General features: G+C 73.5%; 14 protein-coding genes. 12 read left to right on the top strand and 2 right to left on the bottom strand.

Annotated features, from left to right (window positions below; translation table 11 throughout):
- Window positions 1-58: 58 nt before the first annotated feature.
- Window positions 59-721: a helix-turn-helix domain-containing protein gene (locus tag NYF13_RS20600; RefSeq protein ID WP_315658918.1), complete on the bottom strand. Its 663-nt coding sequence runs from the start codon at window positions 719-721 to the stop codon at window positions 59-61.
- Between the two features lie 294 nt (window positions 722-1015).
- On the opposite strand from NYF13_RS20600, the gene NYF13_RS20595 reads away from it, so the two are divergent.
- From NYF13_RS20595 to fahA, 9 genes are all read left to right on the top strand, one after another.
- The gene (locus NYF13_RS20595) at window positions 1016-1438 is read left to right on the top strand and encodes a nuclear transport factor 2 family protein (RefSeq protein WP_315658917.1); all 423 of its coding nucleotides are present in this window, start codon (window positions 1016-1018) and stop codon (window positions 1436-1438) included.
- Window positions 1439-1521: 83 nt separating this feature from the next.
- A complete protein-coding gene (locus tag NYF13_RS20590) occupies window positions 1522-2355 on the top strand; it encodes an SDR family NAD(P)-dependent oxidoreductase (RefSeq protein ID WP_315658916.1) in 834 nt (277 codons plus the stop codon).
- Window positions 2348-3142, top strand: coding sequence for an SDR family NAD(P)-dependent oxidoreductase (locus NYF13_RS20585; protein ID WP_315658915.1), 795 nt, complete (start codon window positions 2348-2350; stop codon window positions 3140-3142). Before NYF13_RS20590 ends, NYF13_RS20585 begins: the two co-directional genes overlap by 8 nt.
- Window positions 3139-4575 carry an FAD-dependent oxidoreductase gene (locus NYF13_RS20580; protein WP_315658914.1) on the top strand — a complete coding sequence of 479 codons (1437 nt, stop codon included), beginning with the start codon at window positions 3139-3141 and terminating at the stop codon, window positions 4573-4575. The genes NYF13_RS20585 and NYF13_RS20580 overlap by 4 nt, the downstream gene beginning before the upstream one ends.
- Before the next feature lie 40 nt (window positions 4576-4615).
- Window positions 4616-5944: an MFS transporter gene (locus tag NYF13_RS20575; RefSeq protein ID WP_315658913.1), complete on the top strand. Its 1329-nt coding sequence runs from the start codon at window positions 4616-4618 to the stop codon at window positions 5942-5944.
- Window positions 5945-5993: 49 nt separating this feature from the next.
- On the top strand, window positions 5994-6524 hold the full coding sequence (locus NYF13_RS20570; RefSeq protein WP_315658912.1) for a MarR family winged helix-turn-helix transcriptional regulator: 531 nt from the start codon (window positions 5994-5996) through the stop codon (window positions 6522-6524).
- A gap of 85 nt (window positions 6525-6609) precedes the next feature.
- Window positions 6610-7809: a cupin domain-containing protein gene (locus tag NYF13_RS20565; RefSeq protein ID WP_315658911.1), complete on the top strand. Its 1200-nt coding sequence runs from the start codon at window positions 6610-6612 to the stop codon at window positions 7807-7809.
- 29 nt (window positions 7810-7838) lie between these two features.
- Entirely contained in the window at window positions 7839-8696 is an 858-nt protein-coding gene (locus NYF13_RS20560; protein WP_315660376.1) for a hypothetical protein, read from the top strand.
- Window positions 8693-9868 (top strand): fumarylacetoacetase, encoded by a 1176-nt coding sequence (fahA, locus tag NYF13_RS20555; RefSeq protein WP_315658910.1) that lies wholly within the window; start codon window positions 8693-8695, stop codon window positions 9866-9868. Before NYF13_RS20560 ends, fahA begins: the two co-directional genes overlap by 4 nt.
- A gap of 62 nt (window positions 9869-9930) precedes the next feature.
- Here fahA and NYF13_RS20550 read toward each other — a convergent pair whose 3' ends face one another.
- Window positions 9931-10515, bottom strand: coding sequence for a TetR/AcrR family transcriptional regulator (locus NYF13_RS20550; RefSeq protein ID WP_315658909.1), 585 nt, complete (start codon window positions 10513-10515; stop codon window positions 9931-9933).
- 191 nt (window positions 10516-10706) lie between these two features.
- Here NYF13_RS20550 and NYF13_RS20545 point away from each other — a divergent pair, with 191 nt between their 5' ends.
- The 3 genes from NYF13_RS20545 to NYF13_RS20535 are packed head-to-tail and all read left to right on the top strand — an operon-like array spanning window position 10707 to window position 14277.
- Window positions 10707-11165, top strand: coding sequence for a 2Fe-2S iron-sulfur cluster-binding protein (locus NYF13_RS20545; RefSeq protein ID WP_315658907.1), 459 nt, complete (start codon window positions 10707-10709; stop codon window positions 11163-11165).
- Window positions 11147-12106 (top strand): xanthine dehydrogenase family protein subunit M, encoded by a 960-nt coding sequence (locus tag NYF13_RS20540; protein ID WP_315658905.1) that lies wholly within the window; start codon window positions 11147-11149, stop codon window positions 12104-12106. Before NYF13_RS20545 ends, NYF13_RS20540 begins: the two co-directional genes overlap by 19 nt.
- On the top strand, window positions 12106-14277 hold the full coding sequence (locus NYF13_RS20535) for a xanthine dehydrogenase family protein molybdopterin-binding subunit (RefSeq protein ID WP_315658903.1): 2172 nt from the start codon (window positions 12106-12108) through the stop codon (window positions 14275-14277). The genes NYF13_RS20540 and NYF13_RS20535 overlap by 1 nt, the downstream gene beginning before the upstream one ends.
- The last annotated feature ends 2 nt before the right edge of the window (window positions 14278-14279 follow it).

Below are 14279 nucleotides of genomic sequence, written 5' to 3'. Positions count from 1 at the left end.
GCTGCGGTCGTTCCAGGCGGGCCCGGTTGCGGCGGTGCGGTTTCGCGGCGCTGACCGGTCAGCGCAGCAGCGCCCCCAAGCGCCCGGCCGCGGCGACCACGAGACGGCCGAGGGCATCCGGGTCCGGGGCCTCGAACAGCGACAGCCCGATGCTCGTCTCCGCGGCGTCGCGCCCGGTCGGGACCACCGCCGAGATCCCGGTGATGCCGGGCGCTATCTCCCCGCTCGACACGGCGTAACCCCGGTCCCGCGCGCGGGTCACCTCCTCCCGCTCGCCGGGCCGGGCGGGGCGGGCCGCGAGCAGGGCCAGCCCGGCCGAACCGCGGCCGATCGGGTCGAGCTGGCCGGACCGGAAGGCGACGTGCATCCGGGCCCGGCGCGGCTCGACGATCATCAGCATCCGCACCTGGTCGGCGTCCTCGCGCACGACCAGGTGCGCCGAAGCCTGCGCCGCGTCGGTCAGCTCCTCCAGCACCGGGCGGGCGAGCGTGCGCAGGTCCTGCTCGACCGGCTCGGCCAGCCGCACCAGGCCGGTGCCGAGCGAGATCCGCTTGAACCGGTCCCGGCGGCAGAGGTGGTGCGCGGCCAGCGTGCGGACCAGCCGGTGGGCCACCGTGCGGTGCACCCCGACGCCCTCGGCGATCTCGGTCAGTGACAGCCCCTGCGGGTGCGCAACCAGGAGCTCCAGCACCTGCAGCCCGTGGTGCAGCGTCTTGGACATGCTCGAGTCGAGCACGCCGATGCCCGGCGCCGGTCCTGCTTCGGCTGCGCTCGATTCTCCGGCGCCTGATTCCGCCGCGCTTGATTCTTCTGTGCCTGATTCTTCTGGGCTGGGTTCCGCCGCGCTTGATTCCGCCGGGCCCGTTGCCGCTGGGCCCGTTCCTGCCGGGTTCGATTCCATGCCGGACCCACGACTCCCTTGACTACCGCCGACCGGGCGACCTACTGTCTTCTCATATTCGCACACTGCGTGCGAATATAGCACGTTAGAGGGAACGGGACAACGGAGGTTCCGATGCCAGAAGCCGCTTTCGAGGACGTGCTCGCCGTGCACCAGCTCTACGGCCGCCAGAGTCACGCGATCGACTCCGGCCGCGCGCGGGAGTGGGCCGAGACCTTCACCGCGGACGGCGAGTTCTCCTCGCCGAGCTACCCGGCGCCGTCCACCGGCACGGCCGGGCTGACCGCGTTCGCCGAGCGCTTCCACGCCGGCTGCCTCGCCTCGGGGGAGACGCTCCGGCACGTGGTCGGCACCGTCGACGTGCGCCCCGGCGCCACCCCCGACGAGCTGTCGGCCCACGCCTACCTGCAGATCATCGGCACCCCGGCGGACGGTTCCCCGCCGCGCACGCACCGGCTGACCGTGATCGCCGACGAGCTGCGCCGCACCGCCGGCGGCTGGCGGATCCGGCACCGGGTCGTCCACCGCGACGCCTGAAATCGCTGTGCCCGCAGTAGATCCGGGCCCGCAGCAGCTCCGGAAGAGCCCGGGCCCACCCGCAAGAGAAGGAGAGCACCAGCATGACGAGCCACCAGCCCGCCGGTCCCGGCCGGGTGCTGAACCAGCCGGTCACCGCACGCTACCCGGAGCTGCCGGGCCGGGTCGCGGTGATCACCGGCGCGGCCCGCGGGATGGGCGCGCGGTTCGCGGTCGGGCTCGCGACCCGGGGCGTGGACGTCGTCGCCGGCGACATCGACGCCGAGGCCATGGCCGCCACCGCCGACGAGCTGAACGCGGCCCTGGCCGTGGAATCGCTGGAGAAGCCACCGGGCCGGATCGTGGCGTCCACTGTGGACGTCACCCGGGCCGGGGACCACCTGGCGCTGGCCCGGCGGGCGGAGGCGGAGTTCGGCCACGTCGACTTCTGGGTCAACAACGCCGGGATCTTCCCGTTCGCCGAGGTCGCGGACATCTCCGCCGAGCAGATCCGCGCCACCCTGTCGGTCAACGTCGAGGGGGTGCTGTTCGGGGCCCAGGCCGCGGCCGCCTGCCTGCGCCCCGGCGGCGCGATCGTGAACATGTCCTCGGTCTCGGCCGTCCGGGTGCGCCGCGGCCGGGCCGCTTACTGCAGCTCGAAGGCCGCGGTCGCGCACCTGACCGAATCGCTCGCGGTCGAGCTGGGGGACCGGGGGATCCGCGTCAACGCGATCGCCCCCGGCTACATCGACACCGAGATGACCCGCTGGATCTCCGACGACGCCCCGGCGCTGGCCAAGGCGCTCGACGCCGTGCCGCTGCACCGGTTCGGCTCGCCGGAAGAGGTCTTCGGGGTGCTGCTGTTCCTGCTGTCGGACAGCGCGCGGTACGTCACCGGGCACAGCATCGCGGTCGACGGCGGCTCCCGGCATGTCTGAGGCCCGCGAAACCGTGCGCTACCCGGACGTCGTGCTGGTCACCGGCGCGGCGAACGGGATGGGCGCCAACCACGCCCGCGCCCTCGGCGCCCGGGGGGTGCACGTGTGCGCCGCCGACGTGGCCGACGCGTCCGGGGTCGTCGCGGAGATCACCGCCGCGGGCGGCTCGGCGTCGGCGCACCCGCTCGACGTGACCGATCCCGGGCAGTGGGCGGCGCTGGTCGAGCGGATCCGCGCGGACCACGGCTCGCTCGGCGGGCTGGTCAACAACGCCGGGATCTCGCGGCGGCGGGAGTTCATGGACACCACCGCCGAGGTGTGGGACCTGGTGCTGGCGGTCAACCTGTCCGGCCCGTTCCACGGGATGCGGGCCGCGGCGCCGCTGATCCGCGACTCCGGCGGCGGCTCGATCGTCAACATCTCCTCGATCTCCGGGCAGATCGGCTACTTCTCGCCCGCGTACTCGTCGAGCAAGTGGGGCCTGACCGGACTGTCCAAATCGGCCGCCGGCGCCCTGGCGCGCTGGGGCGTCCGGGTCAACTCGGTGCACCCGGGACTGGTCGGCACCGGGCTGCTGGCCGGCGCCGACGCGTTCGTCGAGTCCGCTGTGGACAGCGTGCCGGCCGGTCGCACGGGCACCCCGGACGAGATCACCGACGCGGTGCTGTTCCTGCTCTCGGACCGCTCCACCTACCTGACCGGGAGCGAGGTCACGGTGGACGGCGGACTGGTCTCCAACGGGCTCTACCACCGCATCCTGGCCGGGGCCGGGGGTGAGCTCGGATGAGCGAGGACCGGTTCGACGTCGTGGTGGCCGGGGGCGGCGGGGCGGGGCTGGCCGCCGCCGTCTCCGCGGCCGAGCGCGGAGCTTCGGTGCTGCTGTTCGAAGCGGAACGGGAGCTGGGCGGCTCCACGCAGCTCTCGGCGGGCATGCTGACCGCGGCGGGCACCAGCGTGCAGGCCGGGCTCGGGGTCGAGGACAGCGCGGAGAAGTTCCTCCAGCACTACCAGGATCTCAACCAATGGCAGCTCAAGCCCGGGCTGGTGCGCGCGTTCTGCGAGCAGGCCGGTCCGTCGGTGGAGTGGCTGCTGCGGCTCGGCGTCGAGATCCCGGCCCGGGTGTCCCACGACGCGCACACCCCGGGGCTGACCCGGGCCGGCGTCGAGGACGTCTGGCGCGGGCACGTGCCGAAGGACCAGGGCTACGGACTGGTCCAGGTGCTCGACCGGGCGCGGCGGCGGCTCGGCGTGGAGGCGGTGCTGAACACCCGCGTCGAACGGCTGCTGGTCGAGGACGGCCGGGTCACCGGGGTGGTGGCGGACGGGATCGAGGTGGCGGCCGGGGCGGTGGTGGTGACCACCGGCGGGTTCGCGCGGGACCCGGCGCTGCGGGCCCGGTACTACCCGGACGCCGAGGCGGCGGGCGCGGACCTGTTCGTCGTCGCCGCCCCGGGCTCCCGGGGCGATCACTTCGCGTTCGGCGAGCAGGTCGGCGCGGCGGTCGCGGGCGAGGGCTGGGGGCTGCTGCTGCCCACGGCCTACTTCCAGCGGCTGCACCACTGGCAGTCCGGCTTCCCGCCGCGGTCGCGGGTGCTGGTCAACTCGCGCGGGCGGCGCTTCATGGACGAGGACGCCTCCTACGCCGTGTCCAGCGGCATCATCGCCGCCCAGGACGGTCCGGTGTGGACGGTCTTCGACGAGCGCGCGCGGGCCGGGCTGCCCGCGGGCTACGCGCACTGGGACCCCGCGCACGTCCTCGCCGAGGCCGACGCCGGGCGCACCCTGCGGGCGGACACCGTCGAAGGGCTGGCCGCGAAGATGGGCGTGCCCCCGGCGGCGTTGCGCGCCACCGTCGACCGCTGGAACACCCAGCTCCCGGCCGGCGGCGAGGACCCGGAGTTCCTGCGGCACCGCACGCTGGCGGCCAAGGGCGTCACCGGGGCGCCGGAGCCGATCGCGCGCCCGCCGTTCCACGCGGCGCGCACGCGACCGGCCGAGCTGGTCTGCACCCACGCGGGACTGGAGATCGACCCCGGCGCCGCGGTGCTGGACGAGCGGGGGGACCGGGTCCCCGGGCTCTTCGCCGCCGGGGAGGCGGGCGCCGGGGTGCTCGGACCGCGCTACGTCGGGGGCGGCAACGCGGTCGCCAACGCGATCACCATGGGCCGGCTCGCCGGGCACGCCGCCGCGGAAGCCGGCCGCACCACCCCGGAGACCTGAGCTCCCGTCCCCCGTTTTCACTCACCGTCGAGGAGAAACCATGTCCGTCCACACCGGCCCCGCCCCCGCGGCCGAGGGCGAGCTCGGCCGCCGCGCGATCCGCAAGGTCGCGGTGCGGATCATGCCGGTCATCGGCCTGCTCTACGTCTTCAACTACATGGACCGGGCCAACATCGGCTACGCGCAGCTCGGCATGGCCAAGGAGCTGACCATCACCGCGGCCACCTTCGGCGCGGCGTCGGCCATCTTCTTCCTGGCCTACGTGGTGTTCGAAATCCCCAGCAACATGGTGATGAAGAAGGTCGGGGCCCGGTTGTGGCTCAGCCGCATCGCGGTCAGCTGGGGCATCGTGACCGTGCTGACCGGGTTCGTGGCGAGCGTGACGCACCTGGTCCTCGCGCGGATCCTGCTCGGGGTCGCCGAGGCCGGGCTGTTCCCGGGGCTGCTGCTGTACCTGACCCTGTGGTTCCGCGGCCGGGAGCGCGGCCGCGCCATCGCCGCGCTGGCGCTGGCGCAGCCGGTCGCGCTGATCCTCGGCAGCCTGACCGGCGGCTGGATCCTCGACCACGTGCACTGGCTGGGCCTGAGCAGCTGGCAGTGGGTGTTCGTGCTGCAGGGCGTCCCCGCGGTGCTGATCGGCGTGGTCACGTTCTTCTGCCTCCCGGACCGGCCGGCGGACGCACGGTTCCTCACCGCCGAGGAGCGCGCCTGGCTGCAGGCCGAGATCGACCGGGAGTACGTGCCGGAGGAAAAGGAAACCTTCCTCGGCCAGCTTCGCGCCATCCGCGACGGCAAGGTCCTGCACCTGGCCTTCTCGAACCTGTTCATCGCCTGCGGGCTCTACGGGCTCACCTTCTTCCTGCCGCTGATCGTCAAGCAGCTCGACCCGTCCTACGCCTCGACCAACATCGGCCTGCTGGGCGCGATCCCGTACGTGGTCGGGGCGGTGGGCATGCTGGTGCTGGCCCGCAACTCCGACCGCACCGGCGAGCGCAAGGGCCACGTGATCGTGCTGGTGCTGGTGGCCGCGGTGGGCTTCTTCGGGGCCATCCAGTTCAAGTCCGTGCCGGTGCTGTCGCTGGTCAGCCTGTCGCTGGCGGCGGTCGGCGTGCTCGGTTACCTGGCGCCGTACTGGGCGATGGCCTCGAAGGTGCTGTCGAAGGAGCACACGGCGGTCGGGCTGGCGGCGATCAACTCGATCGCCGCGCTGGGCGGGTTCTTCGGGCCCTATGCGATCGGGCTGGCCGCCACCGACACCGACGTCACGGCCGGGCTGTACTTCCCGATCGGCTGCCTGGTGCTCTCGGCGGTGATGCTCGCCTTCCTGAAGGTGCCGCGGGAGGCCGGGACCCGGGGCCCGCGCAAGTGATTCAGGCTTTGACTTTCTCGCCGGACCGGTCCGGGCTAGGGTGCCAGGCATGCCCGAGTCACCCGCCGAGCTGGACTTCTGGTCGTTCGTCGCGCTGGCCAACCGGCGGCTGCACGAGGAGTACGGCTTCCGCCACCAGCTCGCCACCGAGGTGCTGCTGACCCTCAACCGCGCTTCGGACCTGGTCACCTACGACCTCGAGGCGGCGGTGCACCGGCCGCGCGGGCGGTCCTGGTCGGGCTTCCGGCTGCTGTTCGTGGTGTGGCTGGCCGGCCCGCTCGAACCCAAGGAGGCGGCCCGGCTGACCGGGATGAGCCGCGCCGCGGTGTCGAACCTGGTGAAGACGCTCCGGGCCGACGGCCTGCTGGACCGCACCCCGGCCGAGCACGACGGGCGCTCGGTCCGGCTGTCGCTGACCGCGGCCGGGCAGGCCGAGATGGTCGAGGGGTTCCGCGAGCACAACGAGCGCGAGTACGGCTGGACGGGCGCGCTGACCGAAACCGAGCAGCGGGTGCTGGTGATGCTGCTGGACAAGCTGATCACCAGCCGCGCGGAGTTCGACCCCCGCAGCCGCCGGTAGCGCGGCCCGGCCCCTTCCGGTCGCCGCCGCGCGGGGCTAGCCTGGACCGGTAGTAAATGCTTTGACTAAATGTGAGGAGGCGGCCATGGCCTACTACCGCAGCGCGGGCAGCATCCCGCCGAAGCGCCACACCCAGCACCGCACGCCCGAGGGCGGGCTCTACCGCGAGGAGCTGATGGGGGAGGAGGGCTTCTCGTCGGACTCTTCGCTGCTCTACCACCGCGGGGTGCCTTCGGCGATCGTCGACGCGACGCCGTGGGAGCTGCCGGACCAGACGCTCAGCGAAAACCGCCCGCTCATCCCGCGCCACCTGCGCCTGCACACGTTGTTCCCGGGCGAGGAGTGGAAGAGCGCCGACGCGGTGACCGGGCGCCGGCTGGTCCTGGGCAACGCGGACGTACGCATCTCCTACGTCGCATCGGGGGAGGCTTCGCCGCTCTACCGCAACGCGATCGGCGACGAATGCGTCTACGTGGAATCCGGTGAGGCCCGGGTCGAAACGGTGTTCGGCGTGCTCACCGCGAGGCCGGGCGACTACGTGATCCTGCCCCGCGCGACCACCCACCGCTGGGTGCCGACCGGTACGGAACCGTTGCGCGCCTACGTGATCGAGGCGAACTCGCACATCGCGCCGCCCAAGCGCTACCTGTCGCGGTACGGCCAGCTGCTGGAGCACGCGCCCTACTGCGAGCGCGACCTGCACGGGCCGGCCGAGCCGCTGGTGGCCGAGGACGACGGCGACGTCGAGGTGCTGGTGAAGCACCGCAGCACCCGGGGCATCACCGGGACCCGCTACGTCTACCCGACGCACCCGTTCGACGTGGTCGGCTGGGACGGCTGCCTGTACCCGTACACGTTCAACGTCGCCGACTTCGAGCCGATCACCGGCCGCGTGCACCAGCCGCCGCCCGTGCACCAGGTGTTCGAGGGCAGCAACTTCGTCATCTGCAACTTCGTGCCGCGCAAGGTGGACTACCACCCGCTGTCCATCCCGGTGCCGTACTACCACTCCAATGTGGACTCCGACGAGGTGATGTTCTACTGCGGCGGGAACTACGAGGCGCGCAAGGGCTCCGGCATCGCGCAGGGCTCGATCAGCCTGCACCCGGGCGGGCACAGCCACGGCCCGCAGCCGGGCGCGGTCGAACGGTCCCTCGGCGCGGAGTTCTTCGACGAGCTGGCCGTCATGGTCGACACCTTCCGCCCGCTGGACCTCGGTGAGGGCGGTCTGGCCGGCGAGGACCCGGCGTACGCCTGGACCTGGGCCGGCCGGGGCCCCGCGTGACCGGGCCGCTCCCGCCCTTCGCCCGCGGGATGCTCGACGACGCCGCGGTGTTCCCGCCCGGCCTGGCCCCGCTGCCGGACGCGGTGGCGGCGCACCGCGCCCACGAGGCCGCCTGGTACGGCGGGCTGGTCGGGCCGCTGGTGATCGCGGCCTCCGCGCTCGGGGCGCTGGCCGAGGTGGTGCGCGCGGGAGGGGATCCGGCCGCGGGCCCGGTCACCGGGGCGGCCCCGCTGCGGCTCGCGCTGACCTTTCCCGGCGGGCCCGCGACCGTCGCCGAAGCGCTCGAAGCGAGTGCGGCTCTGCCGGTTTCGGTGGAGGCGCTGGAAATCGCCGTCCCGGACGGGATGGAGCCGGGTGAGCTGCCGGCCGCGCTGGACGCCGCCGTGCCGGCGACCGCGACGGCCGAGGTCTTCGTCGAAATCCCGCGTGACGCGCGGCGGGACCCGTTGCTCGCCGCGCTCGCGGGCACGCGGTACCGGGCGAAGTTCCGGACCGGCGGGGTGCGCGCCGAGCTGTACCCGGACGAAGCCGAGCTGGCCGCGGCCGTGCGGGCGGCGGTCGGGGCCGGGGTGGCGTTCAAGGCGACCGCCGGGCTGCACCACGCGGTGCGCGCCACCGATCCGGACACCGGGTTCGAGCAGCACGGCTTCCTCAACCTCCTGCTCGCCACCGAAGCCGCGGCGGCCGGGGCCGGCGAAGCGGCGCTCCGGGACCTGTTGTCCGAACGGGACGGTGCCGTCGTCGCCCGGCGGATCCGGGAGCTGGGGCCGGAGCGGGTCGCCGCGGCGCGCGCCCGGTTCACCTCGTTCGGCACCTGTAGCGTCACCGACCCGCTGACCGAGCTGGCCGGCCTCGGCCTGCTCACCGAACCCCCAGGAGCAGCATGACCGCGATCGACATCCCCGCCGGCTCGCCGTTCGGGCCGGAGAACCTGCCCTACGGCGTCTTCTCCCCGGCCGGGCAGGCCCCGCGGGTCGGGGTGCGGGTGGGCGACTCGGTCGTCGACCTGGCCGCGGCGCTGGGGGACGAGGTGTTCGCCGCGCCTTCGCTCAACCCGTTCATGGCGCAGGGCCACCAGCGCTGGGTGGCGGTCCGCGAGCAGGTCACCGAGCTGATCACCGGGGACGTGCCGGACGGCGCGGTGCACGCGGCCGGGGACCTCCGGCTGCACCTGCCGTTCGAGGTCGCGGACTACGTGGACTTCTACGCCTCCGAACACCACGCCGCCAACGTCGGCCGGTTGTTCCGCCCGGACGCCGAGCCGCTGCTGCCGAACTGGAAGCACCTGCCCGTGGGCTACCACGGCCGCGCCGGGACCGTGCTGGTGTCCGGCACCGACATCGTCCGCCCGAGCGGCCAGCGCAAGGCGCCCGGCGACGAGGTGCCCGCGTTCGGCCCCAGCACCCGGCTGGACATCGAGGCGGAGCTGGGTTTCGTGGTCGGCACCGGCACCCCGCTCAACACCCCGGTCCCGGTCGACGACTTCCCCCGGCACGTCTTCGGCGCGGTCCTGCTCAACGACTGGTCCGCCCGCGACATCCAGGCCTGGGAGTACGTGCCGCTGGGCCCGAACCTGGGCAAGAGCTTCGCCACGTCGATCTCGCCGTGGGTGGTCCCGATCCTGGCGCTGGAGGCCGCGCGCGTCGCGCTGCCCGGCCAGTCCGATCCGGAGCCGCTGCCGTACCTGCGGGAGAGCCGCCCGTGGGGGCTGGACATCGACCTCGTGGTGGAGTGGAACGGCGAGGAGGTGAGCCGGCCGCCCTACCGCGAGATGTACTGGTCGCCCGCGCAGATGCTGGCGCACATGACGGTGAACGGCGCCTCCTCGCGCACCGGCGACCTCTACGGCTCCGGCACCGTCTCGGGTCCGGAGAAGCACCAGCGCGGCGCCTTCCTGGAGCTGACCTGGGGCGGGCGAGAACCGGTCACGGTCCGGGGCGAGGAGCGCAGCTTCCTGCTCGACGGCGACGAGGTCGTCATCACCGGCACCGCCCCGGGCGCGAACGGGTCCCGCATCGGCTTCGGCGAGGTCCGCGGGCGCGTCCGGCCCGCCCGGTAGGGCCGCACCGAAGCCGTCGGCCCGGCCCCTCACCGGCGCGGGTGAGGGGGCCGGGCCGCCGGTCAGCCGCCGGAACCGGGGCGGGCGCACATACCGCGCCACAGCAGGTCGGCCAGGTCGGCGGCGAGACCGCGCCATTCCCCGTCCGGGTCGAGGAACAGCATCCCGACCAGCCCGCGCAGCACCGTCTCCGGGGCCAGCCCGGGGCGGACGGTGCCGGCCTCGACGTTGGCCGCCAGCAGGGTGGCGACCGAGTCGACCATGGCCAGGTACGGGTCCACCGGCAGTTCGCCGCGCGAGGCCGTGGCGGTGCGCAGGGCACCGGCCAGCCCGCGTTTGGTCATCATGTAGTGGGCCACGTGGTCGGTGGCCCAGATCCGGAACGCCTGCTCCGGCGAGTGGGCTTCGAGCAGCCGCGGCACGACGTCGACGATCTGCTGCACTTCGCGCCGGTAGACCGCCAGGATCAGCGCCTCCGGGGTGGGGAAGTGGCGGTACACGGTGCCGACGCCCACCTCGGCCTGCTTCGCGATCGCGTTGAACGAGACCTCCTCGGAGCGGGCCAGCGAGGCCGCCGCCACGGTGAGGATGCGCTCGTGGTTGCGCCGCGTGTCCGCGCGCCGGGGGCTGACCGACCCGGTTGCCATCGTCCCTCCCGCTGATCGTCGCTCCGATGAGATGTTAGTGCACGCAAGCACTTGACCTGGAGCAACTCGAGGGTGAGACCGCTCATTGCGAAGCGGATTCGTATCCGATAGCCTTCGGGTCCGGGGCCGAGCGGATAAGTATCCGTTCCGCGGGCCGATCCGACCGGACGTTCTGCCGGAAAGAAGATGGTGTGGAAATCGTACTCGAAGTCAACGGCGCGTCCGAGCGCCTCAGCGTCGAACCCGGGGTGACGCTGCTGGACGCACTGCGGGAGCGGCTCGCGGTGACCGGGCCCAAGAAGGGGTGCGACCGCGGCCAGTGCGGGGCCTGCACGGTGCACGTCGGCGGCCGCCCGGTGCTGGCCTGCCTCACCCTCGCGGCCACCGTGCGGGCGCCGGTGACCACGGTCGAGGCACTGTCCACAGGGGACGAGCTGCACCCGGTGCAGCGGGCCTTCCTCGACCAGGACGCGCTGCAGTGCGGGTTCTGCACCTCGGGCCAGGTGATGTCCGCGGTCGCCGCGGTGGAGCAGGGGGTCGAGGACGTGCGGGAGTTCATGTCCGGCAACCTCTGCCGCTGCTCGGCCTACCCGAACATCGTGGCCGCGGTGGAGCAGGCGAGGCGGGTGCGATGCGTCCCTTCGAACTGACCGCGCCCACCACCCTCGACGCCGCGCTCGCCGGGGGCGGCACGTTCCTGGCCGGTGGCACCACGCTGGTCGACCTGATGAAGCTGAACGTGCTGACCCCGCCGCGGGTGACGGACATCAACCGGATCCCGTTGCGGGGCATCGAAACCGCGGACGGGTTGCGCTTCGGCGCGCTGGAGCGGATGGCCGACGTCGCCGCGCACCCCGGGGTGTACCCGGCGATCTCGCGGGCGCTGCTGCTGAGCGCGTCCCAGCAGATCCGGAACATGGCCAGCATCGGCGGCAACCTGCTGCAACGCACCCGCTGCTCGTACTTCCGCGACGTGGCCGTGCCGTGCAACAAGCGGGAGCCCGGCAGCGGCTGCCCGGCCGTCGAGGGGGCGAACCGGATGCACGCGGTGCTCGGCACCAGCGATGCCTGCGTGGCCACCCACGCCAGCGACGTGGCGGTGGCGCTGGTCGCGCTCGACGCAGAGCTGGCGCTGGCCGGCCGCGCCGGCTCCCGCGTGGTCGAGCTGGCGGAGTTCTACCGCGAGCCCGGCGAAACCCCGGAGGTCGAGAACGACCTGCGCCCGGGCGAGCTGATCACCGAGGTGCGGGTGCCGCGGCTGGACTGGGCCGCGAACTCCACCTACGTCAAGGTGCGCGACCGGCAGTCCTACGAGTTCGCGCTGTGCTCCGCCGCGGTCGCGCTGGACGTGCGCGACGGCCGCATCGCCGACGCCCGGGTGGCGGCCGGCGGGGTCGGGACCGTGCCGTGGCGGCTGCCGCGGGTCGAGGCTGCTCTAAGGGGCGCGCCGGTGGACCCGGCCGCTTTCGAAACCGCCGCCGCGCTGGCCGCCGAGGGCGTGCGCCCGTTGTCCGCCAACGGGTTCAAAGCGCGGCTGCTGCCGCGGACGATCGTCCGCGCGCTGCTCGAACTGACCGAGGGGGACCGCTGATGACCGCCCGGCTGGACGGGCCGCTGAAGGTCACCGGCCGCGCCGGCTACGGGGTGGACCGCACCTTCCCGGGCCTGGTCCACGGCTACTTCGTGGTCAGCACCATCGCCCACGGCGAGATCGGGGCCATGGACGTGACCGAGGCCAAGAGCGCGCCCGGGGTCCTCGCCGTGTACTCCCCGTTCGACTCGCTGCCGCTGCGCCCGGGGGTGTTCGGCGGCTTCGGGGAGACCTGGGTTCCGTTGCAGGACCGGGAAGTCACCCACTACGGCCAGCCGATCGGCTTCGTCGTGGCGGAGACCTTCGAGCAGGCCCGCGACGCGGCGATGCTGGTCCGCGTCTCCTACCACGCCCGGCCGGCCCTGACCTCGCTGGCCGAGGGCCTGGCCACGGCCGAGGACGCGCCGGAGTCGCGCGGGGTGCCCTCGTCGCTGTCCGTGCTCGAGCCCGGGGTCGAGTCCATCGAGGACGCCCTGGCCGCGAGCCCGGTGGTGGTCGAGGCGACCTACTCCACCGCGACCCAGAACCACGCCCCGATGGAGCCGCACTCCGCGGTCGCGGTCTGGGAGGACGGCGTCCTGACCATCTACAGCGGCAACCAGGGCTCGCACCTGCAGGCCGAGGAGCTGTCCGGCTCGCTCGGGCTGGAGCCGGACGCGGTGCACGCGGTGAACCCGTTCGTCGGCGGGGCCTTCGGGGGCAAGGGGCGTACGTCCGCGCCGGCCTTCCTGGCCGCGGCCGTGGCGCGCGAACTCGGCCGCCCGGTCAAGGCCGCGCTGACCCGGGAGCAGGTGTTCACCGTGACCGCGGGCCGGGCGGCGACGGTGCAGAAGATCGCCCTGGGCGCGGAGCGCGACGGCACCCTGGTCGCGCTGCGCCACGACTCGTGGTGCAGCACCGACGCGCGGCGCTCGTTCGTCGAGCCGACCTCGCACGGCACGTCCCGCGAGTGGTACGCCACGCGGAACCTGGCCATCAGCCAGAAGATGGTGCCGCTGAACGTCCCGCCGACCACGTTCATGCGCGCTCCGGGCGAGGCGCCCGGCTCGTTCGCGCTGGAGAGCGCGATCGACGAGCTGGCCCTGGCCCTGGAGCTGGACCCGATCGACCTGCGGCAGCGCAACAACTCGACCGCACCGCCCGGTCAGGACCGGCAGTGGTCGAGCAAGCACCTGGACGAGTGCTTCCGCGTCGGCGCGGCGCAGTTCGGCTGGTCCGACCGGCGTCCGGGCGGGCGCACCGACGGCGACTGGCTGGTCGGCCTCGGCACGGCCACCGCGATGTTCCCCGCCCTGCGCTTCCCGGCCACGGTCGGGATCACGCTGCGCGAGGACGACACGGCCGTGGTCGCGACCAGCGGCGCCGACCCGGGCACCGGCCTGCTGACCGTGCTTTCCCTGGTGGGCGCGGAATCGCTGGACCTCGCGCCGGAGCGGGTCGTCCCGCGGCTGGGGGATTCCCGGCTGCCGCCCGGGGGCATGTCCGGCGGCTCGACCGCCACCGCGAGCGTCGGGACGGCCATCATGCTGGCCGCGGCCAAGGCGACCGACGAGCTGCTGGCCCTGGCCTCGGCCCCGGGGGCGCCGTTCTCCGGGCAGGACGTGCTGTACGCGGACGGGCGAGTGCTCGCCGGGGGCCGCTCGATGTCCTTCGGCGAGCTGCTGCGGGCGTTGGGCCGCCCGTCGCTGGAGGTGACCGGCTCCTCGGCCCCGGGCGAGGAGCTGACCAAGCACTCGTTCAGCTCCTTCGGCGCGCAGTTCTGCGAGGTCCGGGTGCACCGGTGGACGCGCGAGGCCCGGGTCTCCCGGCTGCTCGGGGTGTTCGACGGCGGCCGGATCATCAACGAGCAGGCCGCCCGCAGCCAGCTCACCGGCGGCATGATCTGGGGCGTCTCCGCGGCGCTGCACGAAGGACTCGAGATCGAGCCGAACGGCCGCCTGGCCAACGGCGACTTCGCCGGCTACCTGCTGCCGGTGAACGCCGACATCCCGGACATCGACGTGCGCTTCGTCGAATACGCGGACACCCTGCACAATGCGGTCGGCGCCCGCGGCCTGGGCGAGATCGGCACCGTCGGGGTGGCCGCGGCGGTGGCCAACGCGATCGCCAACGCGACCGGCATCCGGGTCCGGCACATCCCGATCGTGATCGAGGACCTGCTGCCGGAGTGACC

Origin of the sequence: Amycolatopsis sp. PS_44_ISF1 (assembly GCF_032335455.1) — a bacterium.
Taxonomy (GTDB): Bacteria; Actinomycetota; Actinomycetes; order Mycobacteriales; family Pseudonocardiaceae; genus Amycolatopsis.
The sequence above is the reverse complement of the archived record's forward strand: the minus strand, read 5'-3'. Positions and strand labels throughout refer to the sequence as shown.

Coding starts and splice junctions, on each gene's coding strand:
- NYF13_RS20550 (WP_315658909.1), bottom strand. CDS start 10,515: ATGGCAACCGGGTCGGTCAGCCCCCGGCGCGCGGACACGCGGCGCAAC.
- fahA (WP_315658910.1), top strand. CDS start 8,693: ATGACCGCGATCGACATCCCCGCCGGCTCGCCGTTCGGGCCGGAGAAC.
- NYF13_RS20590 (WP_315658916.1), top strand. CDS start 1,522: ATGACGAGCCACCAGCCCGCCGGTCCCGGCCGGGTGCTGAACCAGCCG.
- NYF13_RS20565 (WP_315658911.1), top strand. CDS start 6,610: ATGGCCTACTACCGCAGCGCGGGCAGCATCCCGCCGAAGCGCCACACC.
- NYF13_RS20570 (WP_315658912.1), top strand. CDS start 5,994: ATGCCCGAGTCACCCGCCGAGCTGGACTTCTGGTCGTTCGTCGCGCTG.
- NYF13_RS20585 (WP_315658915.1), top strand. CDS start 2,348: ATGTCTGAGGCCCGCGAAACCGTGCGCTACCCGGACGTCGTGCTGGTC.
- NYF13_RS20580 (WP_315658914.1), top strand. CDS start 3,139: ATGAGCGAGGACCGGTTCGACGTCGTGGTGGCCGGGGGCGGCGGGGCG.
- NYF13_RS20575 (WP_315658913.1), top strand. CDS start 4,616: ATGTCCGTCCACACCGGCCCCGCCCCCGCGGCCGAGGGCGAGCTCGGC.
- NYF13_RS20540 (WP_315658905.1), top strand. CDS start 11,147: ATGCGTCCCTTCGAACTGACCGCGCCCACCACCCTCGACGCCGCGCTC.
- NYF13_RS20535 (WP_315658903.1), top strand. CDS start 12,106: ATGACCGCCCGGCTGGACGGGCCGCTGAAGGTCACCGGCCGCGCCGGC.
- NYF13_RS20600 (WP_315658918.1), bottom strand. CDS start 721: ATGTCCAAGACGCTGCACCACGGGCTGCAGGTGCTGGAGCTCCTGGTT.
- NYF13_RS20560 (WP_315660376.1), top strand. CDS start 7,839: ATGCTCGACGACGCCGCGGTGTTCCCGCCCGGCCTGGCCCCGCTGCCG.
- NYF13_RS20595 (WP_315658917.1), top strand. CDS start 1,016: ATGCCAGAAGCCGCTTTCGAGGACGTGCTCGCCGTGCACCAGCTCTAC.